This is a genomic window from Pelomonas sp. Root405 (genome assembly GCF_001425165.1).
Classification (GTDB): Bacteria; Pseudomonadota; Gammaproteobacteria; order Burkholderiales; family Burkholderiaceae_C; genus Pelomonas.
In genome coordinates this window covers 93,184-114,524 of sequence record NZ_LMDU01000018.1, presented here as the reverse complement: position 1 = coordinate 114,524, position 21,341 = coordinate 93,184, and the positions used below count along the sequence as shown (strand labels likewise).

20 protein-coding genes, 1 tRNA gene and 1 pseudogene are annotated in these 21,341 nt (G+C 68.0%); 10 read left to right on the top strand and 12 right to left on the bottom strand.

The window, feature by feature from the left end; all coding sequences use genetic code 11:
- The first annotated feature begins 9 nt into the window (after window positions 1-9).
- The gene (locus ASC81_RS25920) at window positions 10-870 is read left to right on the top strand and encodes an amino acid ABC transporter substrate-binding protein (protein ID WP_056274254.1); all 861 of its coding nucleotides are present in this window, start codon (window positions 10-12) and stop codon (window positions 868-870) included.
- Here ASC81_RS25920 and ASC81_RS25915 read toward each other — a convergent pair.
- Together ASC81_RS25915 and ASC81_RS25910 are read right to left on the bottom strand one after the other, a co-directional pair.
- Window positions 867-2,207, bottom strand: a complete 1,341-nt coding sequence (locus ASC81_RS25915; RefSeq protein ID WP_056274250.1) for a sigma-54 dependent transcriptional regulator — start codon at window positions 2,205-2,207, stop codon at window positions 867-869. The two genes, ASC81_RS25920 and ASC81_RS25915, sit on opposite strands and share 4 nt — an antisense overlap.
- Window positions 2,200-4,053 (bottom strand): ATP-binding protein, encoded by a 1,854-nt coding sequence (locus ASC81_RS25910; RefSeq protein WP_056274248.1) that lies wholly within the window; start codon window positions 4,051-4,053, stop codon window positions 2,200-2,202. The genes ASC81_RS25915 and ASC81_RS25910 overlap by 8 nt, the downstream gene beginning before the upstream one ends.
- A gap of 298 nt (window positions 4,054-4,351) precedes the next feature.
- Between ASC81_RS25910 and ASC81_RS25905 the strand changes: the two genes are divergently transcribed.
- Genes ASC81_RS25905 through ASC81_RS25890 form a run of 4 tightly spaced genes read left to right on the top strand, consistent with a single transcriptional unit; the run spans window position 4,352 to window position 7,894 of the window.
- A complete protein-coding gene (locus ASC81_RS25905) occupies window positions 4,352-5,275 on the top strand; it encodes a branched-chain amino acid ABC transporter permease (RefSeq protein ID WP_056274245.1) in 924 nt (307 codons plus the stop codon).
- Window positions 5,276-5,287: 12 nt separating this feature from the next.
- The gene (locus tag ASC81_RS25900) at window positions 5,288-6,370 is read left to right on the top strand and encodes a branched-chain amino acid ABC transporter permease (RefSeq protein ID WP_056274242.1); all 1,083 of its coding nucleotides are present in this window, start codon (window positions 5,288-5,290) and stop codon (window positions 6,368-6,370) included.
- A 10-nt stretch (window positions 6,371-6,380) separates the two neighbouring features.
- On the top strand, window positions 6,381-7,166 hold the full coding sequence (locus tag ASC81_RS25895; RefSeq protein ID WP_056274240.1) for an ABC transporter ATP-binding protein: 786 nt from the start codon (window positions 6,381-6,383) through the stop codon (window positions 7,164-7,166).
- Between the two features lie 14 nt (window positions 7,167-7,180).
- Window positions 7,181-7,894: an ABC transporter ATP-binding protein gene (locus ASC81_RS25890; RefSeq protein WP_056274237.1), complete on the top strand. Its 714-nt coding sequence runs from the start codon at window positions 7,181-7,183 to the stop codon at window positions 7,892-7,894.
- 19 nt (window positions 7,895-7,913) lie between these two features.
- Here ASC81_RS25890 and ASC81_RS25885 read toward each other — a convergent pair whose 3' ends face one another.
- From ASC81_RS25885 to ASC81_RS25865, 6 genes and pseudogenes are all read right to left on the bottom strand, one after another.
- The gene (locus tag ASC81_RS25885; RefSeq protein WP_056274235.1) at window positions 7,914-8,303 is read right to left on the bottom strand and encodes a thiol-disulfide oxidoreductase DCC family protein; all 390 of its coding nucleotides are present in this window, start codon (window positions 8,301-8,303) and stop codon (window positions 7,914-7,916) included.
- A complete protein-coding gene (locus ASC81_RS27610; RefSeq protein ID WP_200946991.1) occupies window positions 8,300-8,860 on the bottom strand; it encodes a DUF4166 domain-containing protein in 561 nt (186 codons plus the stop codon). The genes ASC81_RS25885 and ASC81_RS27610 overlap by 4 nt, the downstream gene beginning before the upstream one ends.
- Window positions 8,846-9,955 (bottom strand): annotated as a pseudogene (locus tag ASC81_RS25880) (saccharopine dehydrogenase NADP-binding domain-containing protein); the annotation flags it as partial. The gene ASC81_RS27610 and the pseudogene ASC81_RS25880, both read right to left, overlap by 15 nt.
- A 69-nt stretch (window positions 9,956-10,024) precedes the next feature.
- On the bottom strand, window positions 10,025-11,080 hold the full coding sequence (locus tag ASC81_RS25875; protein ID WP_056274232.1) for a Glu/Leu/Phe/Val dehydrogenase dimerization domain-containing protein: 1,056 nt from the start codon (window positions 11,078-11,080) through the stop codon (window positions 10,025-10,027).
- Between the two features lie 85 nt (window positions 11,081-11,165).
- Complete coding sequence (locus tag ASC81_RS25870; protein ID WP_056274229.1) at window positions 11,166-11,894, bottom strand: 2OG-Fe dioxygenase family protein; 729 nt, start codon at window positions 11,892-11,894, stop codon at window positions 11,166-11,168.
- Window positions 11,894-12,925: a CDP-6-deoxy-delta-3,4-glucoseen reductase gene (locus ASC81_RS25865; RefSeq protein ID WP_056274225.1), complete on the bottom strand. Its 1,032-nt coding sequence runs from the start codon at window positions 12,923-12,925 to the stop codon at window positions 11,894-11,896. Before ASC81_RS25865 ends, ASC81_RS25870 begins: the two co-directional genes overlap by 1 nt.
- 74 nt (window positions 12,926-12,999) lie before the next feature.
- Here ASC81_RS25865 and ASC81_RS25860 point away from each other — a divergent pair, with 74 nt between their 5' ends.
- Window positions 13,000-13,860 (top strand): NAD-dependent epimerase/dehydratase family protein, encoded by an 861-nt coding sequence (locus ASC81_RS25860; RefSeq protein WP_369820878.1) that lies wholly within the window; start codon window positions 13,000-13,002, stop codon window positions 13,858-13,860.
- Here ASC81_RS25860 and ASC81_RS25855 read toward each other — a convergent pair.
- Together ASC81_RS25855 and ASC81_RS25850 are read right to left on the bottom strand one after the other, a co-directional pair.
- Window positions 13,857-14,438, bottom strand: coding sequence for a rhomboid family intramembrane serine protease (locus ASC81_RS25855; protein WP_056274218.1), 582 nt, complete (start codon window positions 14,436-14,438; stop codon window positions 13,857-13,859). The genes ASC81_RS25860 and ASC81_RS25855 overlap by 4 nt on opposite strands.
- A 97-nt stretch (window positions 14,439-14,535) precedes the next feature.
- A tRNA-Leu gene (locus ASC81_RS25850) sits at window positions 14,536-14,620 on the bottom strand.
- Window positions 14,621-14,713: 93 nt separating this feature from the next.
- Between ASC81_RS25850 and cysM the strand changes: the two genes are divergently transcribed.
- The 3 genes from cysM to ASC81_RS25835 are packed head-to-tail and all read left to right on the top strand — an operon-like array spanning window position 14,714 to window position 16,372.
- Window positions 14,714-15,610, top strand: coding sequence for a cysteine synthase CysM (cysM, locus tag ASC81_RS25845; protein ID WP_056274216.1), 897 nt, complete (start codon window positions 14,714-14,716; stop codon window positions 15,608-15,610).
- Complete coding sequence (locus tag ASC81_RS25840) at window positions 15,607-16,140, top strand: NUDIX domain-containing protein (RefSeq protein WP_056274213.1); 534 nt, start codon at window positions 15,607-15,609, stop codon at window positions 16,138-16,140. Before cysM ends, ASC81_RS25840 begins: the two co-directional genes overlap by 4 nt.
- 4 nt (window positions 16,141-16,144) lie before the next feature.
- The gene (locus ASC81_RS25835; RefSeq protein WP_056274210.1) at window positions 16,145-16,372 is read left to right on the top strand and encodes a sulfurtransferase TusA family protein; all 228 of its coding nucleotides are present in this window, start codon (window positions 16,145-16,147) and stop codon (window positions 16,370-16,372) included.
- 49 nt (window positions 16,373-16,421) lie between these two features.
- On the opposite strand, the gene galU is transcribed toward ASC81_RS25835, so the two are convergent.
- Window positions 16,422-17,315, bottom strand: coding sequence for a UTP--glucose-1-phosphate uridylyltransferase GalU (gene galU / locus ASC81_RS25830; protein WP_056274207.1), 894 nt, complete (start codon window positions 17,313-17,315; stop codon window positions 16,422-16,424).
- Window positions 17,316-17,447: 132 nt separating this feature from the next.
- Here galU and ASC81_RS25825 point away from each other — a divergent pair, with 132 nt between their 5' ends.
- Window positions 17,448-18,392 (top strand): D-isomer specific 2-hydroxyacid dehydrogenase family protein, encoded by a 945-nt coding sequence (locus ASC81_RS25825; protein ID WP_056274204.1) that lies wholly within the window; start codon window positions 17,448-17,450, stop codon window positions 18,390-18,392.
- On the opposite strand, the gene ASC81_RS25820 is transcribed toward ASC81_RS25825, so the two are convergent.
- The gene (locus tag ASC81_RS25820; protein WP_056274201.1) at window positions 18,386-21,214 is read right to left on the bottom strand and encodes a valine--tRNA ligase; all 2,829 of its coding nucleotides are present in this window, start codon (window positions 21,212-21,214) and stop codon (window positions 18,386-18,388) included. The two genes, ASC81_RS25825 and ASC81_RS25820, sit on opposite strands and share 7 nt — an antisense overlap.
- Window positions 21,215-21,341: the final 127 nt, after the last annotated feature.

The following is a 21,341-nucleotide window of genomic DNA, read 5'->3' as shown; positions in this document are numbered from 1 at the left end:
GCGCTGTGCATGGCCGCAGCCCAAGCTGCCGACGGCCCGACGCTGACCCGCGTGCGCGACACCGGCGTCATCGTCATCGGCTACCGGCCGGCCTCGCTGCCGTTTTCCTATCTGGATGCCCAGTTGCGCCCCACCGGCTACACGGTCGAACTTTGCGACCACATCGTCGCCGCCGTGCGGACCAAGCTGCAGCTGCCCGACCTGGAAGTGCGCCGCGTGGAAGTCGCCTCGGCCACGCGCATGCCGCTGGTCATCAACGGCACGCTGGACCTTGAATGCGGCATCACGACGCACACGGCCGAGCGGGCGCGCCACCAGGCTTTTTCGTTGACCATCTTCATTGCCGAGACGCGGCTGATGACGCGCTCCAGGGAGCGTGTGCAAGGGCTGACTGACCTGAGCGGCCAAACCGTGGCGTCGACCATCGGCACGACCAGCATCCAGCATCTGGCCAAGGTCAACCAGCAACTGGGCCTGGGCATCCGCATTCTCGGTGGCCTGGACGACCCCGAAGGCTTCCAGATGCTGCGCAGCGGCCGCGCCTCGGCCTTCCTGATGGATGACGTGCTGCTGCGCGGCCTGCTGGCCCAGCAGGGGCCTGGCGCGGACGACTACCGCATCTCCGACCAGGCGCTGACCGTCGAGCCCTATGCCATCGGCCTGCGCAAGGGCGACCCGCAATTCAAGTCGCTGGTTGACGAGGTGCTGACGGGTCTCTACCGCAGCGGCGAGATCCATGCGATCTACCGCCGCTGGTTCGAGCAGCCCTTGCCGACTCAGGGCCTGAACCTGAAGCTGCCGATGAGCGCGGCCTTTCGCCGCGTCATCGCGAACCCGACCGACTCGCCGGACCCGGAGAGGTACCGCTAGCGGAAGTTGTCCAGCACGATGCCGTGCCGGTTCAGCTTGTCGTACAGCGTCTTGCGCGGCGTGCCCAGCAGCTCCATCGCCGCGGGTACCTTGCCGCCACAGCGGCGCAGTGCCTGCTCGATCAGCGTCTTCTCGATCAGGTCCATTTGCCGGGCCAGGTTCAGCGAGGGCAGGGCCTGCAGGGCGGCCTGCGGGTCGAGGTCGTCCAGCGCCAGCACGAAGCGGTCGGCGGCGTTGCGGATCTCGCGCACATTGCCGGGCCAGTCGTGGGCCATCAGCTCGCGCAGCTTCTCGGGCGTCAGCTCGGGTGCGGCGCGCTCGTAGCGGGTGCAGGCCTGGGCGACGAAATGCTCGAACAGCAGTGGGATGTCCTCGCGGCGCTCGCGCAGCGGTGGCAACTTCAGCGTGGCGATGTTGAGGCGGTAGTAGAGATCGTTGCGGAACTCGTTGCGCTGAGCCTGCTCGCGCAGGTCGGACTTGCTGGCGGCGATGAAGCGCACGTTGATCGGCAGCTCCTCGTTGGACCCCAGCCGCTCGATGCGCCGCTCCTGCAGCACGCGCAGCAGCTTGATCTGCAGCGCGATGGGCATGGTCTCGATCTCGTCGAGCAGCAGCGTGCCGCCGTTGGCGTGCTCGATCTTGCCGATGCGGCGCTTGGCGGCCGACGTGAACGAGCCGGCCTCGTGGCCGAACAGCTCGCTCTCGAACAGCGCCTCGGGCAGACCGCCGCAGTTGATGGCGACGAAGTGGCGATCGCGCCGCGCGCTCTGGTCGTGCAGGCAGCGCGCCACCAGTTCCTTGCCGGTGCCAGTCTCGCCGACGATGAGCACGTCGGCCGACGTGCCGGCCAGGTTCAGCACCTGGCGGCGCAACTGCTGCATGGCCGGCGACTGGCCCAGCAGCGCAGCCTCAATGCCGCTGGCGCGCTGCAGCTGGGTGCGCAGCTCGTCGGCCGAGTGACGCAGCGTGCGCAGGTCCAGCGCGCGCCGCGCCACGTCCACCAGGCGCTCCGGCGCAAACGGCTTCTCGATGAAATCGTAGGCGCCGGCGCGCATCGACTGAACGGCCATGGTCACATCGCCATGAGCGGTGATCAGGATGGTGGGAATGCCGGCGTCCGTGGCCTGCACATGGGCCAACAGCGCGCGGCCGTCCATGCCGGGCAGGCGCACGTCGGTGATGACGACGATGGGTGCGCCGGGCTGGATGTGGGGCAGGGCCTCCTCGGCCGTGCGGCAGGGCTGCACGCTGAAGCCCTCCAGCTCCAGCGTCTGCGTGAGGCTGACCCGCACCGGCAGGTCATCCTCGACGAACACGACCTTGTAGCCCTCAAACATCTTGGTGCTCCCAGGTGTCGACACTCAGGTCGAACTCGAAACTCATGCCGTGCTCCAGTCGTTCGGCGCGCAGCGTGCCGCCGAACTCGTGCACGATCTTGGCTGAAATGACCAGGCCGAGTCCCAGGCCCTCGCCAGCCGGCTTGGTAGTAAAAAAGGGCTCGAACAGCCGCTGCAGGTCGGCCTCGCCGACGCCGGCGCCGCTGTCCTGCACGCGCACGAGCGCGCGGCGCCCGCCCTCCTGCCTGATGACCAGCACGCGCAATCGGCGTTCGGGTTCGTTCTGCATCGCGTCGATGGCGTTGCCGAACAGGTTGACCAGCACCTGCTCCAGCCGGTTCGCCTCGGCCCGCACGCGCAGCCCGGCCGGCACGTCGATCACCGTCATGACGTCCAGCGCGCGGCTGCGGTGCTCCAGCAGCAGCAGCGCATTGCGCACGCAGTCCAGCAGCGCGGCCGATCCTTCGACGCGCTCGTCCGCTTTGCGCGCGAAGCTTTTGAGCTGCCGCGTGATCTGGCTCATGCGCTCGACCATGTCGTCCATCAGCTGCAAATTGGTGGCGACCGCGTCCTGGCGGCCGGTTTCCAGCAGGCGGATGGAATTGCGCGCCAGGGCGCGCAGTGCCGTCAGCGGCTGGTTGACCTCGTGCGACAGGCCGGCGGACATCTGGCCCAGCACCGCCAGCTTGCTGGCCTGCAGCAGCTCGCCCTCGGTCTGCAGGCGCTGGGCGATCTGGGTCTTCAACGCGTCATTGGTCTGGCGCAGCTCGGCCGTGCGGCTGTCCACCAGCTGCTCCAGTTGTGCGTGAGTCTGGCGCAGGTCGGCCTGGGCCTGCGTCAGCTGCCGCAGCGCACGCCGGCGTGACGACAGATACAGGGCGAGCAGCCCGATGCTGGCGCCGAAGGCGGCACCACCCCAGGCGGCGAGTTGGGCCCGCTGACGCACCTCGGTCAGGTCCGACAGCGCGACAAGCCGCAGGCCCAGCGGCACGATCTGGCGTTGCTGGGCCAGCATGGGCTTGGCACCCGAGGAACCGGGCAGGGGCAGCTTGACCTGCTGGCCCTGGTGCACTTCCAGCGACGCGGGCAGGTCCAGGTCGGGGCCGATGGGCTGCGGATAGCGCGCGCTGGCCTGCAGGGCCTGGCGGCGCGACGGGTCGGCATGGTCGAGCACCGCGTACTTCCAGGCCTGCACCGAACTCATGATGACGACGTCCTGGTCGTCGGCCACGAGGATGCGCTCACCCTGCGAACGCAGGCCGAGGTCGATCCAGGTGGCCTCCAGCGGCGCGAGGTTGAAGCGCACGACGATGACGCCCGCGGCCGCGCCCGTCTGGCGCAAAGGGTGCAGCAGGTAGAAGTCGGTGCTGCCGGTGTTGGGGTCGGCGGCGAAGAAGTGGCTGCGACCCTGGGCCAATGCCTCGCTGAGGCGGGCCGGCGGCGCCAGCGCCTCGCTGGCGGACAAGACCTGGCCCCCGGGCGCGGCGACGAAGATCTGGTGGGTGCCGGCGCGCACATTGACGCGCGCCAGCATCTGGCTCGCGTCGCGGCGGGCCCGTGCGTCGTCTGGGGCCTGCATCAGCGCTTGCAGCGTCGGCGCGATGGCCAACAGGCTGGGCAGCGACGCATGCCGCCCCAGCTCGGCGGCCAGGTTGGACGCGTAAAGCTCCAGTCGCTCGGTACTGAGCGCCGAGAGCTGGTCGCGGCCGCTGCGTTCACTCAGTCGGTGCGCAAGCACGAAGCCGAGCACCATCAACAGGCCGGTCAGGAAGAGATGGAAGCCTGGCCGGCTCAGCAGCCGGAGCAGGCGCAGCGCGCGGGGGCGGAAGGAGTCGGGCACGGCCATGGCAGAGGGGCGTGTAGTTTGCCCACGCCGGGCCGGCCTGGACACGGCCCGAGAGGGTTTTTTAGGGGCTGGCGGAGAACCGCCTGCCGGCCGTGCGGTTTGTGCGGATTTCCGCCCAGCTTGGGCTGCTCCACACTCGTGAAATCCGACCGCTGCTGCCCCCGTGGGCCGGATCGAACGGTTGGCAGTTTCAAGCCGTCGGTGAATACCCTTGAAACGCCGTGATTGGCACGAGGGTTGCGATTTGACCCAGGTCGCGTGGCGCATGCTGCGCCCAACAAAATCTACTGGAGCCCTCATGGAGACTCTGATTCAACAGATCATCAACGGCCTGGTGCTGGGGAGCATGTATGCCCTCGTCGCGCTGGGCTACACGATGGTCTACGGCATCATCAACCTCATCAATTTCGCGCATGGCGAGATCCTGATGGTGGGCGCCATGGTCAGCTGGACGCTGGTCACGCTGTTGGCGGATTCCGGCATTCCCGGCTGGATGCTGATGCTGATCGGGCTGTCCGCCGCGATCATCATCTGCTCGATGCTGAACTATGCGGTCGAGAAGATCGCCTACCGGCCGCTGCGCAATGCGCCACGCCTGGCACCGCTGATCACGGCGATGGGCATGTCGCTGCTGCTGCAGGTGCTGGCCATGATCATCTGGAAGCCGAACCCCAAGCCCTTCCCGCTGCTGCTGCCGACGACGCCGTTCGACCTGGGCGGCCCCGTCATCACCGTTACGCAGTGCCTGATTCTCGGCCTGACGGTCTGCATCCTGGCCGCGCTGATGTACCTGGTCAACTTCACGCGGCTGGGCCGGGCGATGCGCGCCACCGCCGAGAACCCGCGCGTGGCTGGCCTGATGGGCGTCAAGCCCGACTTCATCATCTCGACCACCTTCGTCATCGGCGCGGCGCTTGCCGCAGTCGCCGGCCTGATGTGGGCGGCCAACTACGGCACGGTGCAGCACACCATGGGCTTCATGCCCGGGCTGAAGGCCTTCACCGCCGCCGTGCTGGGCGGCATCGGCAACCTCGCCGGTGCGGTGGTCGGTGGCTTGCTGCTGGGCCTCATCGAGGCCATCGGCGCAGGCTACCTGGGTGACCTGACCGGCGGCGTGCTGGGCAGCCACTACGCCGACATCTTCGCCTTCGTCGCCCTCATCCTCGTGCTGACGCTGAGGCCGTCGGGCCTGCTGGGCGAACGCGTTGCAGATCGCGCCTGAGGAGCCAAGACCATGCAAACCAAGAAAATCATCACCTTCCTTCTCGCGGCCGTGGGGCTGCTCGTCGTGCCGCTGTTCGCGCAGCAGCTCGGCAACGGCCCGGTGCGCATCATCGACCTGGCCCTGCTCTACGTGCTGCTGGCGCTGGGCCTGAACATCGTCGTGGGCTATGCCGGCCTGCTGGACCTCGGCTACGTGGCGTTCTACGCGGTCGGCGCCTACATGTTCGCGCTGATGGCCAGCCCCCACCTGAGCGAGAACTTCGAGGCCATCCGGGCTGCCTTCCCCGCAGGCCTGCATTCGCCCTTGTGGATCGTCATTCCGGCCGCTGCGGCGCTGGCGGCCTTCTTCGGCGTCATGCTGGGCGCGCCGACTTTGAAGCTGCGTGGCGACTACCTCGCCATCGTCACGCTGGGCTTCGGCGAAATCATCCGCGTCTTCCTGAACAACCTGGAGCACCCGATCAACGTGACCAACGGCCCGCGCGGCATCGGTCAGATCGACTCCTTCCGCATCTTCGGCGTGGACCTGGGCAAGTCCTGGGAGGTCTTCGGCTTCACGTTGCCGTCGGTGACGCTGTATTACTACCTCTTCCTGGCCCTGGTCGTGGCGGGCGTGGTGATCTGCTACCGCCTGGAGCAGTCGCGCATCGGCCGCGCGTGGATGGCCATCCGCGAGGACGAGATCGCCGCCAAGGCCATGGGCATCAACACCCGCAACCTCAAGCTGCTGGCCTTTGGCATGGGTGCCACCTTTGGCGGCGTGTCGGGTGCGATGTTCGCGAGCTTCCAGGGCTTTGTGTCGCCCGAGTCCTTCAGCCTGCAGGAGTCGGTCATGATCGTCGCCATGGTGGTGCTCGGCGGCATCGGCCACATCCCGGGCGTCATCCTCGGCGCGCTGATGCTGTCGGCCCTGCCCGAGGTGCTGCGTTATGTCGCCGGCCCGCTGCAGCAGATGACTGACGGCCGCCTGGATGCATCCATCCTGCGCCAGCTGCTGGTGGCCCTGGCCATGATCGGCATCATGCTGGCCCGCCCGCGTGGCCTGTGGCCGGCGCCCGAGCATGGCAAGGCGGCTCCGGCCGCCGCAAAGTGAGGAGGACGACATGAGCCAACATGACAACATCGTTCTCAACGTCAACGGCGCATCCAAGCGCTTCGGCGGGGTGCAGGCCCTGTCTGACGTGGGCATCCAGATCCAGCGCGGCCAGGTCTATGGCTTGATTGGCCCCAACGGCGCCGGCAAGACGACCTTCTTCAATGTCATCACCGGCCTGTACACGCCGGATGGCGGCAGCTTCGTGCTGGGCGGCACGCCCTACACCCCGCAGGCCGTGCACCAGGTGGCCAAGGCCGGCATCGCGCGCACCTTCCAGAACATCCGCCTGTTCCCCGACATGACGGCGCTGGAGAACGTCATGGTCGGCCGCCATGTCCGTACCCACTCCGGCCTGATCGGCGCGGTCTTCCGCACGCCCAAGTTCAAGGCCGAGGAGGCCGCCATCAAGTCGCGCGCCCAGGAGCTGCTGGACTATGTCGGCATCGGCAAGTACGCGGAGTTCAAGGCCCGCACCTTGAGCTACGGCGACCAGCGCCGCCTGGAGATCGCCCGCGCACTGGCGACCGACCCGCAGCTGATCGCCCTGGACGAGCCGGCCGCCGGCATGAACGCCACCGAGAAGGTCGTGCTGCGCGAGCTGATCGACCGCATCCGCAACGACGGCCGCACCATCCTGCTCATCGAGCACGACGTGAAGCTGGTCATGGGTCTTTGCGACCGTGTGACGGTGCTGGACTACGGCAAGCAGATCGCCGAGGGCACGCCCTACGACGTGCAGCGTAACGAGAAGGTGATCGAGGCCTACCTCGGCGCCGGTCACAAGAACCACTGAAGGGAACGAACAACATGGCACAAACCCTTCTCAAGGTCAGCGGCTTGAAGGTCGCCTACGGCGGCATCCAGGCCGTCAAGGGCGTCAGTTTCGAGGTGAACGAGGGCGAGCTGGTGTCGCTGATCGGCGCCAACGGCGCCGGCAAGACGACGACGCTGAAGGCCATCACCGGCCTGCAGCCGCCGGCCGCCGGCAGCATCGAATACCTCGGCAAGCCCATCAAGGGCCAGGGCGCCTGGGACCTGGCCAAGCAAGGCCTGGTCATGGTGCCCGAGGGCCGCGGCACGTTCACGCGCATGACCATCATCGAGAACTTGCAGATGGGCGCCTACAACCGCAAGGATGGCGAGATCCAGGCGGACATGGACAAGGTATTCGGCCTGTTCCCGCGCCTGAAGGAGCGCGCCAAGCAGCTGGCCGGCACCATGTCCGGCGGCGAGCAGCAGATGCTGGCCATGGGCCGCGCGCTGATGGCCCGGCCCAAGGTGCTGCTGCTGGACGAACCGTCTATGGGCCTGTCGCCCATCATGGTGGACAAGATCTTCGAGGTCGTGAACGACATCCACCAGCAGGGCGTGACCATCCTGCTCGTCGAGCAGAACGCCAGCCGCGCGCTGCAGCTTGCCAACCGCGGCTACGTGATGGAGTCGGGCGAGGTGACGATGGAAGGCGAGGGCAAGGCCCTGCTGAACGACCCCAAGGTGCGCGCGGCCTACCTGGGCGAATAAGCGGCATCGCCCGCCCGGTTCAATCCAGGAACCGGGCGGCGTGCTCGGGTGCAGGGCGCAGGCAGACGTCGGAGCGCCCGAACCAGCGATAGCGGTTCCTTGCGACCCACCGGTACAAGGGATCCCGCACGAAGCCCGGCACCAGCCACGTGATCCAGGCCAGGCGCCAGGGCCAGCCCAGGCCGTCCAGCACGCGCAGGATTGCCGCGGTGTGCTGCCAGGCGCGCGGTCCGTCGACCAGCAACAGCGTCTGCAGACCTTCCGGCTTCAAGCCTTCGGCCGCCAGCAGCCGCTGGCCCACTGCACCCTGCATGGAGGCGAAGCGAAAGCTGGCCGCGCGGTTATGGCGCAGGATGAACTGCACCCAGCCATTGCAGAGCAGGCATTGGGCGTCGAAGACGATGATCACGAGGGCGCCTCGCCGAGGTCGAGGTGGCCGCGGTAGCTGGCGACGGTGCCGAGCAGCGGCAGCCTGGCGGCCACCCGGAAGTGCAGCTTGTTCTCGCTGCCGGACTCTTCGGCCACGACCTCGGGCATTAGCCACCGCGGGCAGGGAATGCCCAAGAAGCGCAGGCGTTCGAGCCGCATCTTCAGCGCACCTTCGACGACGCTCAGCCCGAAGGTCAGCCGGGCGGCGCCCAGCTTTTCCTCGATCTTGCCGGCGACCAGGCGCATGCGCGAGGTCATGGTCCGCGTCGGGAAATGGCGCGTCCAGCATTCGCCATGCGGGCTGGCGTCGAGCTCGAACCTGAGTGCGCCGCTGCCCTCCCGCAGTGGCGTGCCCAGGCAGCGCGCCAGCAGCCGCGCCAGTGCCGAGCCGGGCGCCTCGGTCTCCACCCAGCCGTGCAACACGGTATGCCCGGTCAGCCGATGAAACCTCGACAACGCCGGCGGCAACGCCGCATAGCTCGGGCCCAGGACATGTTCGTACAGGCTTTGGTGGTCGACGGGCGGCGCTTCGTTCATGGTGATGTGCAGTCCCTCGGATTCTCGGGCGAAGTCTTGCAGCGACAGCAGGCCCACGCAGGCCCTGGCACCGGTCAGCCCGGCATCGCCCTGCTGCAGCCTGCGAACCAACGCTGCCGCGGCCAAAGTGGGCACGAAGGGGCCGTCGCCCTGCGTCGCGACGAGGTGCCAGGTGCGCGTGCGCCTGATGCCCTCGGGGGTCTCGCCGCTCACGCTGACATGCATGGCGCCGGCGTCCGACCCGAGCGCGCTGAAACGGTCGGCGATGCGCTTGAGCAGCGCGGCGTGGCGCGACCAGTCGGTGACGACGCCGAGCCGGGTCAACAGCGCCATCACATTCATGCCGCGGTGCAGGAAGGGCAGTTCAAGCCCGGCGCCAAAGATGATCGAGGGGCGGCCGGCAAAGCGCGCGGGCAACAGGACCAGGTCCGGCACATCGCAAGGCGACAGCAGCCGGTCGCCCACCGGCGCCGGATAGCTGTGCCGGCGGCTGCCGGTCCAACCAAAGCTCGTGCGGCTGGCCGGTGACGGCAACGGCTTGCCGCAGTAGCTGAGGATGGCGCTGACCGTCGCCAGGCCGCGCTCGGTGCGGTTGCCCGGGCTGATGCCGATGTCGAGATGATTGATGTGGACCAACCCGCGTGCCAGTTCGTTCGCCACTGCATCGGACAGCGCAGGCACCGAACTCGCACCGCTGATGACGCTCAGGCCGCGGGCATGAGCCGCCTCATCCAGGCTGCCGATGCCGTTGACGAACTCACGGCTGTCGGCTAGGTCGATGTAGTGCGAGCCGGCCTCGATGCAGGCCCTGGCGACCTGGTATCCCTGCCCCTGGAACGGCCCCGACGTGTGAATCGTGACCTGGGGTTCCATCGCCTTGAGCTTGTCGGCCAAGGCAGGGGCATGCACATCCAGGGCGGTGCAGCTCAGTTTTGCATGCGCCTGATGGCTTAGCCCATCGATCAACGCCTGGCCACGAGCCACAGAACGGCCGGCCACGGTGATGTGCAGGCCTGGCTGCCCAGCCAGCCGCGCTACAAGCCGGCGCCCGAAGAAGCCATATCCGCCGATGACCAGTACGCGATAGGGAAGCATGCAGCAGTCTAGGCATGCGAAAACGCCCGGGGGGACGGGCGTCTCGATGCGAGGGGCGAGAGGCTGGGCTCAGCCAAGCCGGACCAGCTTGGACCGTGCCCAGTCGTCGGCCACGCGGGCGGGCGTCGAGTCGGCTTTCTGCACGCGTTGCAGCAGCTCTTCGACGCGTTCAGCGATCTTGCTGACCTCGGCCATCACGGCCGTCTCCTCGCCCTCGTTGCGGTACTCGCGGGCGACGCTGATGATGCCGCCGGCATTCACCAGGTAGTCGGGCAGGTAGCAGATGCCCCGGCGCTGCAGCGCGTCGCCGTCGGCGGCCGTGGCGAGCTGGTTGTTGGCCGCGCCGGCAATGAGCTTGGCGCGCAATGTCGGCACGGTCTGCTCGTTGAGCGAAGCGCCCAGCGCGCAGGGCGCCAGCACGTCGACGTCGGCGGCGAGGATGTCCGCCACGCTCACGGCCGTCGCGCCGAACTGCGCCACCGCGCGCTCGACCTTGGCGGCATCGACGTCGGCGACCACCAGCCTGGCGCCGGCCTTGTGCAGGAACTCGGCCAGATGCCAGCCGACGGCGCCCAGGCCTTGCAGCGCGACGCGCACGCCGTCCAGCGAGGAGCGGCCCAGGACCAGGCGGGCACCCGCCTGGATGGACACGAACACGCCCCAGGCCGTCTTCGGGCTGGGGTCACCACCGAAGGCGCCTTCGCGCGGGATGCCGCTCACATAGGACGTTTGCGCCTGCATGCCGCGCATGTCGGCAGTGGTCGTGCCGACGTCCTCGGCCGTGATGTAGGCGCCGTTCAGCGACTGCACGGCGCGGCCGAAGGCGGCGAAGAGGGCAGCGCGGTCGAACTGACCCTCGGGCTTGAGGATGACCGCCTTGCCGCCGCCGAAGGGCAGGTCGGCGAGCGCGTTCTTCAGGCTCATGCCCTGGGACAGGCGCAACGCGTCGTTCAGCGCGGCGAGTTCACTGTCGTAGTGCCACAGGCGGCATCCGCCGAAGGCGGGACCGCGGGCGGTGCTGTGCACGGCGAGGATGGCCTTGAGGCCGGTGGCCGGGTCGGTGGCGAGCAGCACGCGCTCGTGGGCGGCTTGCTCGGGCAGGCCGAAGAGGGAGGTGGGGTTCATGACGGTCGGCGCTTTTGGCGCGGCAGTGAAAGAAGAACGGCCACGCTTTTGGCGCGGCCGTCGACAGTTTATCGGCGCATCGCGGTCAGGGGCCCTGGAAGCCGCCGCTTCGGAGGGTGATGACCAGCGTGTCGCGCCAGCCGCGCTCGCCCGCGGTGATGGGCTGGATGGGCGTGGTCTCGTGGATGACGCGGGCGTCGTCCAGCAGCAGCGTCGTCCACGGTTCGGTCATCGTGAAGCGCTGGCCGGCCGGGCCGTGCGCCTCGAACACACGCGACTCGCCGCCCTTGACGCCGTGGCGGCCAACGAAGAGGACGGCCACCAGGTCCACGCCGTCACGGTGGGCGCCCTCGGGCGTGGGCCGGCCGATGCCGTCGCTGGTGTCGATGCGGAAGGGATGGGCTTCGATGAACCAGGGCTGCTCGCCCTTGAGCGCCGAGGCCGTTTTGGCCAGGCCCAGCAGCAGGGCGGTCCAGGCGGGTGAATTGACCATCTCCTGCGCCAGCGGCACGAACCAGCGCTGGATGCCGCCGTGCAGTGCGTTGTAGTCCAGCGGCTGCCAGTGGGCGCGGTGAGGGCTCAGCGTCAGCATGCCGCCGTCGGCGACGAAGCAGCCATGACGCCGGAAGCGGTAGCGGCCGCCGTCGCGCAGATAGCCGTCGGGCGGCAGGTCGTCCCAGCAGGGCTTGAGCGCGTCGAGGTCGGCGGCGCAGGCGCCCAGCGCATCTAGCGAAGCCGGCGCGAGGACGGCCTCCCCATCGCGCCTGAGCGCGTCGACCAGTTCAGCGGGCGGCGTCCACGGCGGCTCGAACATCAGTGCTTGTCCGCTTCTGACGTGAAGGCGTCCGCATAGAACTCGCTGTCAGGCAACCCGCACTGCGCAACGAAGTCTTTGTGCGCGGAGTCGACCATGATGGGCGCACCGCAGGCATAGACCTGGTGGCCCGACAGGTCGGCCAAGTCTTCCATGACGGCTCGGTGCACGAAGCCAGTGCGGCCCGTCCAGCCCTCGTCGGGCTCGGACAGCACCGGCACATAGGTCAGCTGCGGCCCCACATTGGCAGATTCGGCAGCGATCAGTGCCGCCCAGTCGTTCAGGTAGAGGTCGGCCTGCTTGCGCGCCCCCCAGTACAGCACCATGGGGCGCTTGGACTCGATATGACGCGCGCGCTCGATGATGGCCTTGATGGGCGCAAAGCCGGTGCCGCTGGCCAGCAGCACGATGGGCTTGTCGCTGTCCTCGCGCAGGAAGAAGCTGCCGAACGGACCCTCCATGCGCAGGATGTCCTTCTCCTTGAGGGCGCCGAAGACATGGTCGGTGAACTTGCCGCCGGGCATGTGGCGGATGTGCAGCTCGATCTGGCCCGGCAGCGTGTGCGGCGCGTTGGCCATCGAGTAGCTGCGGCGCGAGCCGTCGCGCAGGATGAATTCGACGTACTGGCCGGCCCGGAACTGGAAGTTCTGGTTCGCCGCGAGCTGCATGGTCAGCACGGCCACGTCGGGTGCCGGCCGCAGCATCGCGGCGACGCGCGTGGGCAGCTTCAGCACCGGGAACTCGCCGGCGCCGGGCACGGTGCGGGCCTCGACGGTGCAGTCGGTCTGGGGCCGTGCGCAGCAGGTCAGCACGAACCCTGCGGCCTCTTCCTCCGCCGAGAGCGCCTTGGGCTGGTGGTTGCCGTGGATGACGGCGCCTTCGAGCAGCTTGCTCTTGCAGGAGCCACAGGCGCCGTCCTTGCAGCCGTAGGGCAGGCCGACGCCGTTGCGGATGGCGGCGGCAAGCAGGGTGTCGTCGCCCTCGGTCTGGTAGACGCGGCCGGCGGGCTGGATCGTGATCTGGTGGGACATGGCTTCCTGAAAAGCAGCGGCCCCGCGCGAGATCCCGGGGCCGTAGACTGCGCCGCATTTTGCCCGAGGCCCGTTTGACCCCACGACTTCTGATCATCGGCTGCGGCGACGTCGGCCTGCGCGTGCTGGGGGCGCTGGCCGGCCGCTGGCGCGTTTTCGCGTTGACCTCCCAACCGGCGCGCGCGGCCGAACTGCGCGCGGCCGGGGCGGTGCCGCTGATCGGCAATCTCGACGAGCCAGCGACGCTGGCGCGGCTGGCCGGCCTGGCGGACCGGGTGCTGCATCTCGCGCCACCGGCCCGCACGGGTGCGTCGGACTCACGCACCCGGCACCTGCTGGCCGCCCTGGCATGCCGGCCGCCGGAAGTCCTGGTCTATGGCAGCACGACCGGCGTCTATGGCGATTGCGGCGGTGCGCTGATCGACGAGACCCGCGCGCTGAACCCGGGCACCGACCGCGCGCAACGCCGCGTCGACGCCGAGGCCCAGCTGCGCGCCTTCGGCCGCCACCATGGCACGCGCGTCAGCCTGCTGCGCATTCCCGGCATCTATGCGCGCGACCGCGAAGGCGGCCATCCCCGCGAGCGCCTGGCACGCGGCACGCCGGTGCTCAGGCGCGAGGACGATGTGTTCACCAACCACATTCACGCCGACGACCTGGCCCGTGCCTGCTTGCTCGCGCTGCTGCGCGGCCTGCCGCAGCGGGCGGTCAATGTCTGCGACGACAGCAATCTGCTGATGGGCGACTACTTCGACCTTGCTGCCGACCTCGCCGGCCTGCCACGGCCCGAGCGGATCTCACGCGCCGAAGCCGCCGAGCGCATGAGCGCGATGCAGCTGAGCTTCTGGAGCGAATCCCGCCGGCTGGGCAATGCCCGTCTGAAGCGTGAGCTGCGGCTGCGGCTGCGCTATCCGACGCCGGCGGAAGGGCTCTAACCGCGGCGGCGCGGCGAGCGCCAGTGACGGATCAGCAGCCAGGCGCCGAGCATGCCGCCGAGGTGTGCGAAGTGCGCCACGCCGCTGCTGCGGTTGAAGCCGAGGATGAGTTCCAGCCCGCCGAAGATCGCGACGAAGTACTTGGCCTTCATCGGGATGGGCGGGATCAGCGGCACGATGATGCGGTTGGGAAACAGCATGCCGAAGGACAGCAGCAGGCCGAAGATGGCGCCCGAGGCGCCCACCGTCGGCGAGCGGGCGCCGATGAACCAGGTGAAGAGCAACTGCACCAGGGCGGCAGTCAGCGCGCTGGCGATCAGGATCTGCGTGTAGCGCTTCGGTCCCCAGACCCGCTCCAGCTCGCCGCCGAACATCCACAGGCCCAGCATGTTGAACAGCAGGTGCGTGAAGTCACCATGCAGGAAGGCATAGCTCAACAGCTGCCAGGGCATGAAGGCGCCCGAGGCCAGCGGCCACAGCTCGAACCAGAAGGCGAGGCTGGGAAAGAGGATGAAGAAGCAGAAGACACCGACGCAAGCCAGCAGGAAGGCTTTGGTGACCGTGGGCAGCGGAGGCATGAGGGTGGGGCGGCGCGCCCTCAGGGGGCGCATGCACCGGGAGAGCCGGCGCTTACCGTTTTGAGTATGCCAGCACATGCCGGCCTGCTGTTTCGCCTGGTGCCCGGGGCCGGACTCGAACCGGCACACCTTGCGGCGGGGGATTTTGAGTCCCCTGCGTCTACCGATTTCGCCACCCGGGCCCGTCGGAAACAGCTTCTCGCTGGAGGCAGCGAGGGGCTGGATTATGCACTCGCCAAGGCTCGGGTTTCGCGTGCGCTGCCACAATCAGCGTCATGAACTATCTGACCCTCGAAGACGTCATCGGTGCGACGCCGCTCGTGCGCCTGCAGCGACTGCCCGGTGACGATGCGCGCGGCAACGTGATCCTGGCCAAGCTCGAAGGCAACAACCCGGCCGGCTCGGTGAAGGACCGGCCCGCCATCAGCATGATCAAGCGCGCCGAGGAGCGCGGCGAGATCAAGCCCGGCGACACCTTGATCGAGGCAACGTCGGGCAATACCGGCATCGCGCTGGCGATGGCCGCCGCGATCCGCGGCTATCGCATGGTGCTGATCATGCCGGAGGACCTGTCCATCGAGCGTGCACAGACGATGAAGGCCTTCGGTGCCGAGCTGATCCTGACGCCCAAGACCGGTGGCATGGAATACGCCCGCGACCTGGCCGAGCAGATGGCCGGCGAAGGCAAGGGCCGCGTGCTGGACCAGTTCGCCAATGCCGACAACCCGCGCGTGCATTACGAGACCACCGGCCCCGAGTTGTGGACGGACACCGGCGGGCGCATCACCCATTTCGTCAGCGCGATGGGCACGACCGGCACCATCACCGGCGTGTCGCGCTACTTGAAGGAGAAGAACTCGGCCGTGCGCATCGTCGGCGCGCAGCCCGCCGAGGGCTCACGCATCCCCGGCATCCGCAAATGGCCCGAGGCCTACCTGCCCAAAATCTATGAGCCCAGCGGCGTGGACGAACTGGTGCTGGTGAGCCAGAGCGATGCCGAAGACATGGCGCGCCGCCTGGCCCGGGAGGAAGGCCTGTTTGCCGGCATCTCGGCCGCCGGCGCGTGCTGGGTCGCGCTGCAGATCGCGCGCCGCGTCGAGAACGCGACCATCGCCTTCATCGTCTGCGACCGTGGCGACCGCTATCTGTCGACGGGTGTGTTTCCCGCATGAAGCCGTATCGCTTCTGCCCCGACTGCGCGACCGAACTGGCCCTCATCACGCAAGCCGAGGATGGCGGCGACAAGGAGCGCCTGCGCTGCCCGGCCTGCGGCTTCACGCACTGGAACAACCCGACGCCGGTGCTGGCCGCGGTCATCGAATGCACGGACCGCAACGGGCAGGTGCTGCTCGCCCGCAATGCAGCCTGGCCGGGGCGCTTCTTCGGTCTGATCACCGGTTTCATGGAATCCGGCGAGACGCCGGAGGAGGGCATCCGCCGTGAGATCGCCGAGGAAACCTCGCTGGAGGTCGACAGCCTGAGCCTGCTCGGCGTCTGGGACTTCCAGCGCATGAACCAGATCATCATTGCCTACCATGCGGCGGCGCGGGGCGACATCCGGCTGTCGCCGGAACTGGCCGAGTACAAGCTGATTGCGCCTGAGGATGTACGCTGCTGGCCGCAGGGCACCGGCCAGGCGCTGGCCACCTGGCTGCGCTCACGCGGCATCGAGCCGCAGTGGATGGATTTGAAGAAAGACTGAAGCGATGGATGTCCAACGCGAAATTGACACCCGGGGCCTGAACTGCCCGCTGCCCATCCTGAAGGCCAAGAAGGCGCTGGCCGAGATGCAGAGCGGCGAGTTGCTGCGCGTCGTCGCTACCGACCCCAGCTCGACGCGCGACTTCCAGGCCTTTGCGCGCCAGACCGGCAATGAATTGGTGGAGCAGAACTCGTCAGGCGACGAGTTCATGCATGTCTTGCGCAGGCGCTGAGCGGGGGGGGCGGTCGGCCGGGAACAGGGCGGGTCTGCCCCGCAATGCCTTAAAGGTCGAGACCCTGCAGGAATTCCTTGAAGCCGGGGCCGAGCTGCGCATGGGCCAGGGCCAGCTCCACATTCGCCTGCAGGAAGCCTTCCTTGCTACCGCAGTCATAGCGCTTGCCGTCATAGCGATAGGCAAACACCTTTTCGCGACGCAGCAGGCCGGCGATGCCATCGGTCAGCTGGATCTCGCCGCCAACGCCGCGCGGCTGGTTGGCGATTTCGTGGAAGACGCCCGGCGTCAGGATGTAGCGGCCGGCCACGCCCAGGCGCGACGGCGCCTCCTCGGGCGCCGGCTTCTCAACGATGCGGTTGACGTCCATCAGGTTGTCGTTGACCTGGGTGCCGGCGACGATGCCGTAACGGCGCGTGTGTTCGGCGGGCACTTCTTGTACGGCGAGGATGGAGGCGCGCCAGTCGGCGAACTGCTCGACCATCTGCTTGAGGATCGGCCGATCCGGGGTCGGTCCCACCATCAGATCGTCGGCCAGCAGCACGGCAAACGGCTCGTTGCCGACCAGTCGTTGGCCGCAGAGCACCGCATGGCCAAGGCCGAGGGCCTGGGCCTGGCGCACATAGATGCATTCCATGTCGTCGGGCTTGACGCTGCGCACGACGTCCAGCAGGTCCTGCTTGCCGGATTTTTCGAGGGCCACTTCGAGCTCGAAGGTCATGTCGAAGTGGTCTTCGATGGGCCGCTTGTGGCGGCCGGTCACGAAGATCATTTCCCGCACGCCAGCGGCATAGGCTTCTTCCACCGCGTACTGGATCAGCGGCTTGTCGACAACCGGCAGCATTTCCTTGGGCTGGGCCTTGGTGGCCGGCAGGAAGCGCGTGCCGAGGCCAGCGACCGGAAAAATGGCTTTGGTGATCGGCGATTTGGGCGAAGAGGCCATGAACGTAAACTCGTTTGACGGGGGGCGCGCGGATTCTGTCATGCAGGGTGTGACGGTCTGCGTAGGACGCCGGCCCTATCCCTGAAACGAACACCCCGGCGCCCGCCCGCCAGTCGGCTGGACGCCACACTCATGACTGTCCTGATCCTCGAACCGCTGGAAGCCGATGTGGTGCAGTGGCTTGCCGAGCGCCACGACGCCCGTTTTGCGCCCGAACTCATCGGAGACACGGATGGCCTGTTCGACGCCTTGCGCGACTCGCGCGCGCTGATTGCGCCGCCCGAGGTCCGCATCGACGCCAAGCTGTTGCGCAGTGCGCCGACACTGCTGGCCATCGGCCGCGCCAGCGGCGGCGCCGAGAACATCGACCTCGATGCTTGCCGCAAAGCCCGGGTGGAAGTTGTGCGCTCCCAGGCCTCAACGGCCAGTGCCGAGGCGGAGTTCGCCATCGGCGCGCTGTTGAGCCTGCTGCGCCGCGTGCCCATCGAGGGCAGCGACGGCCTCAAGGTCGGTCGCGAGCTCGGCTGTTCGACTGTCGGCCTGCTGGGCCTGACGCCGGCGGCCCAGGTGCTGACGCAGCTGCTGCATGCCTTCGGTTCGCGCGTCGTGGGCTACGACCCCGCCCTGCATCCCAGCGACGCGACCTGGGCGCGCTGGGGCATCGAAGCCGTCTCCTTGAGCGAGCTGGTGGCGCAGAGCGACGGCCTGGTGCTGCTGCTGCCTTATTTCGAGCGCTTCCGCGGCCTGATCGGCGAGCGCCACTTGGAAAGCGCCCGTGCCGGCCAGGTCGTCGTCGGCTTGAGCCATTCCGGCCTGATGGACGAGGCAGCGCTGGCCGGGGCATTGCGCAGTGGCAAGCTGCGCGCGGCCTGGTTCGACAGCCTGGAGCCGGGCTGGCTGGAATCCGGCCGGGCGCTGCACGGCATCGCCACGCTGCAGGTCACACCGCGCCTGGCGGGCACGACGCGCGAGTCCCGGGTGCGTGCGGCCTGGGCGGTGGCGCGCTGCCTTGACGAGCTGCTGCGCCCGTCGCCGGCGGGCAACAAGGCCCCCGTGAAAGCAGCCGACGTCTACTGAGCGGGCAAGCGGGCGAGCTGCTCGCGCAGGCGCAGCACCGTCTCCTTGAAGCCGGCCACGCGCGCGCGCTCCTGCTCCACGACGGCGGCCGGTGCACGGGCGACGAAGCTCTCGTTGCCGAGCTTGGCTTCGGCCTTGGTGATCTCGCCTTCCAGGCGCGTGGCTTCCTTGGTGAGGCGGGCGCGCTCGGCCTCGACGTCGATCTCGACCTTCAGCGCCAGCTTGGCCGCGCCGTACACCAAGACAGGTGAGGTGGCGCTCTGCCTGGCGAACTCGGCGTCGTCGGCGATCAGCTCGACGGCGCTGAGCTTGGCCAACACCTTGAGCACAGCAGCTGCTTCGGACAGGAAGCTCAAGTCACCGCCCACCAGCAGAGGCACGCGGTCGCTCGGGCTCAAGGCCATTTCTCCGCGCAGGCTGCGCGTGACGCCGACGACTTCCTTCAACTGGGCCATCCAGGCATCGGCCTTCGCGTCAATGCGCTCGGGTTGGCTGACCGGGTAGGCGGCCTGGCCAATGAAGTCGGTCGCCTTGCGGCCGGCCACCGGCGCGACGGTCTGCCACAGCTCCTCGGTGATGAAGGGTGCGATGGGGTGCAGCAGGCGCAGCGTCGTCTCCAGCACGCGGATCAGCGTGCGGCGGGTGGCGCGCTGCTGGCTCTCATCTCCGGCATCCTTGGCGGTCTGGATCTGCACCTTGGCGATCTCCAGGTACCAGTCGCAATACTCGTCCCAGACAAAGCTGTAGACCGCGTTGGCGACATTGTCGAGGCGATACTCGGCAAAGCCTTGGGCGGCGGCAGCCTCGACACGTTGCAGCTCGCTGCTGATCCAGCGGTCGGCCTGGCTGAACTTCATATAGCCCGGCGGGCACTGGCCCTGCTCGTGCGCGAGGCCGCAGTCCTGGCCTTCGGTGTTCATCAGCACGAAGCGCGTGGCGTTCCAGAGCTTGTTGCAGAAGTTGCGATAGCCCTCGCAGCGCTTGGTGTCGAAGTTGATGTTGCGACCCAGGCTCGCATACGACGCCATCGTGAAGCGCAGTGCGTCGGCGCCATAGGCGGGCATGCCTTCGGGGAACTCCTTCTTCACGCGGGCCGCGACCTTGGGCGCCGTCTCGGGCTTGCGCAGGCCCAGCGTGGATTTCTGGATCAGCGTGTCGAGGTCAACCCCCTGGATCAGGTCCACCGGGTCCAGCACATTGCCCTCGCTCTTGCTCATCTTCTGGCCCTGCGAGTCGCGCACGAGGCCGTGGATGTAGACGTCCTTGAACGGCACCTGGCCGGTGAAGTGAGTCGTCATCATGATCATCCGGGCGACCCAGAAGAAGATGATGTCGTAGCCCGTGACGAGCACCGAGGAGGGCAGGAACAGCTCCTGCTCCAGCGTCTTCTCGGGCCAGCCAAGTGTGGAGAACGGCACCAGCGCCGACGAGTACCAGGTGTCCAGCACGTCGGGGTCGCGCGTCAGCTCGCCCAGGTAGCCGGCGGCCTTGGCGCGGGCCTGTGCCTCCTCCTCGCTGCGCGCGACGAACAGCTCGCCGCCCGCGCCGTACCAGGCCGGGATCTGGTGGCCCCACCAGAGCTGACGCGAGATGCACCAGTCCTGCAGGTTGCCCATCCAGTGGTTGTAGGTGTTGACCCACTGCTCGGGGTGGAACTTGACCGCGCCGGTCTCGACGGCGGCAATCGCCTTGTCGGCGATGCTCTTGCCGTCGGCACTGGGTTTGGTGACGGCGACGAACCACTGGTCGGTCAGCATCGGCTCGATGACCTGGCCGGTGCGCTCGCAGCGCGGTACCTGCAGCTTGTGCTTCTTGACCTCAACGAGCAGGCCTTGCGCTTCCAGATCGGCCACGACGCGCTTGCGGGCGACGAAGCGGTCCAGGCCGCGGTAGGTCTCGGGCGCGTTGTCGTTGATCTTGGCCTGCAGGTCCAGCACCGTGATCACGGCCAAGTTGTGGCGCTGGCCGACGGCGTAGTCGTTGGTGTCATGCGCCGGCGTGACCTTGACGACGCCGGTGCCGAACTCGCGGTCCACGTAGTCATCGGCGATCACCGGGATCTCGCGGTCCGTCAGTGGCAGCTTGACGAGCTTGCCGATCAGCGCGGCGTAGCGCTCGTCCTCGGGGTGGACCATGACGGCCGTGTCACCGAGCATGGTTTCGGGACGCGTCGTCGCCACGACGAGGGAGCCGCTGCCATCCGCCATCGGATAGCGGATGTGCCACAGCGAGCCGTCTTCCTCTTCGCTCGTCACTTCCAGGTCCGACACGGCGGACTGCAGCACCGGGTCCCAGCTCACCAGGCGCTTGCCACGGTAGATCAGGCCTTCCTCGTACAGCCGCACGAAGGTCTCGACGACGACGCCCGAGAGCTTCTCGTCCATCGTGAAGTATTCATGGCCCCAGCTGACCGAGTCGCCCAGGCGGCGCATCTGGCCGGTGATGGTGTTGCCCGACTCCTGCTTCCAGTCCCACACGCGCGCGACGAAGTTCTTGCGGCCCAGGTCATGGCGGCTGGTGCCCGCGGCCTGCAACTGGCGCTCGACGACGATCTGCGTGGCAATGCCGGCATGGTCGGTACCCGGCACCCACAGCGTGTTGTCGCCCTTCATGCGGTGGTAGCGCGTCAGCGAATCCATCACCGTCTGGTTGAAGGCGTGGCCCATGTGCAGCGTGCCGGTCACATTGGGCGGCGGCAGCTGGATGCTGAAGGAGGCTTTTGCCGGGTCCAGCGTCGGCTCGTACAGGCCGGCGGCTTCCCACTTGGGGCCCCACTGGGCTTCCAGGGCGGCGGGTTCAAAGGACTTGGCGAGTTCGGTCACGGGGCGTGGTCGTCAGCGGTGGGAAGCGGCGGATTTTATGGGCGGGCGTCGATACAAAACGAAACGCGGCGATACCGCGTCGAGATGCTCTCTGCAGAGGCGCTCGGAATGATGACGACGTCCCAAC